Genomic DNA, 1,949 nt, shown 5'->3' with positions numbered 1-1,949 from the left:
AATAAATACAATAAAATCCTTTACTATTCCAGCATCCTCACCAAACGACTTCCTTATGTCATGAAGATTATCAGCAACACTTCTGTCGATTCGACTTAGAAAGAAGTCGTTTTTTGAACTAATGTCACTGCTGACGTTAGCTTGGGTTTCTTTTTCCTCCATATACAAAGTTTAAAGCACTACTTGCAGCACTATTTAAGACACTAAAACCAGCACTGTTTTTAGTGCTATTTATCACTATTTAGCTTTTCCAAAACCGCCTCAACAATCCAATCGTGGATACTGATCCCTGGCTTAGGCGACCCAGGCCTACGGGGACGCTTCAATCGGCGACTATCAATCTCACTAATGATTTGGCCAGTAAGGCGCACATTGATGTGCTTTGCCCTTTCCGGATCAGCAGGGGCAGTTTCTTTAATAGTACTCCCTCCTTTATTAATGACTGCCTCAATGTCGGCTTCGGTCACTTTTGGTTTACGCGGTGGCGGTAACGTGGTTGCCATTTAATACACGGTTAAATAAGTCCTCTATTTCTTTGGTTGCTTTGGTGTCGATGCTTTCACCCTCAAACGGTGTAAGCCCCAATCCAGCGGCGTTGCTAATAGCTTTACGGTTACTGATCGGATAAGGCAAATAAGTGAGCTGAGAAATCTGAGAGAGCGCTTCTGCAACATCTCGGTTATCAGCACTACGAATATCAGCACGGCTCAGGAACGTATAAGCAATTAATGGCTCAGCCCGAATCGATTGAATTTCGTCTATAAGATCCGTTACCTTAGTAATTGTCCATAGATCAAAACTGCGCGGTACAAACGGTATCATTGATACGTCAGCCACAGATAGTGCTGCCCTTTGACTAGTAGTGTCTCTTCCACCCGTGTCAATTATGATATGATCATATTTTGGCTTCATGGCTTCAACTTGTTTCCTGAGATTTGCACCAGTCATATTGACAAGCGTGTATCCCGTATTACCAAGTGTCTGCTCCCGCCATGCGGTAAAATCAGAAGACGTTTCCTGATCGTCTCCATCAACGAGCAACACATCCTTCCCTTGGCTTGCTAGCCATCCAGCCATCGTCGTAGCAAGGGTACTCTTGCCTACCCCACCCTTAATTGAGTTGAATGATATTACCACTAGTTCTTGTGTTAAAAATGATGCTGCAATTAATACAGAATCTCACACAAAAACAAATGCTATATCTAGTGTTATTTTCAGTGCTTGTTTTAACACTATTATTGAAAAACACTTTCAATCTATTAGGCTTTGTTCAAACTATCAGATTGTAATAAGCGGAATCTACATGACGCTGTTACTCAATGCTCTTAAATCATGTAGTGGTCTAGGGCATAATTTGATCGCAAATCCTTTGTACATTTCTTGACAAAACTATCTTGATACGTAAAGGAACGATGTAGAGTAGGAGGGAAGAAGTAGCAGCAGTCGATAAAATCATCAATAGGGACCCACAACTCATAAATGAGCAAACTTATTGAACTAGCCGGTCAGTAAAATGTATCATGATGGCAAAAGTAGGTTCTTAAAAATTAGGAATTAGTACTCTGGTTCTTGTCGAGCTAAAAGTAGCACAATATTAAACACTTTTTCCAGTGCTGATTTTAGTACTGTTTTAGCACTTATATTAACACTAATAGTTAAAACCAAGCCAGTCATAAACATTCAATCATATGAGGATTGGAACTAAGTAGGGGAGGGGAAGCCGCCTTTGCTGATGTAAGAATTTCGTTAAACACCGCCAGACAGAATTTGTTAAATGAAATTAATTAACCGGGATCGACCAAAATGTGGCCAAGCTTAAAAAGATCGAAGCCAAATTTTACCTGATCAATATCAGCCCTTCCGGAAAGGAGCTCGACCATATTGGCAACGACCCGCAAAAGCTGAAAGCATTTGCGCGGGAAGTGATGAAGGAGTATGCAGGGAATTTC

2 protein-coding genes are annotated in these 1,949 nt (G+C 41.0%); one reads left to right on the top strand and one right to left on the bottom strand.

Annotation, left to right across the window (positions count from 1 at the left end; all coding sequences use genetic code 11):
- Positions 1-474: 474 nt before the first annotated feature.
- Positions 475-1,137 carry an AAA family ATPase gene (locus ACTIE6_RS20140; RefSeq protein ID WP_138368488.1) on the bottom strand — a complete coding sequence of 221 codons (663 nt, stop codon included), beginning with the start codon at positions 1,135-1,137 and terminating at the stop codon, positions 475-477.
- A gap of 656 nt (positions 1,138-1,793) precedes the next feature.
- Here ACTIE6_RS20140 and ACTIE6_RS20135 point away from each other — a divergent pair.
- Positions 1,794-1,949: DUF5712 family protein (locus ACTIE6_RS20135; protein ID WP_439558354.1), on the top strand; the 156-nt coding region annotated here is incomplete at its 3' end.

The sequence above is a fragment of the Dyadobacter sp. genome, from assembly GCF_051859145.1.
Taxonomy (GTDB): domain Bacteria; phylum Bacteroidota; class Bacteroidia; order Cytophagales; family Spirosomataceae; genus Dyadobacter.
The sequence above is the reverse complement of the archived record's forward strand: the minus strand, read 5'-3'. Positions and strand labels throughout refer to the sequence as shown.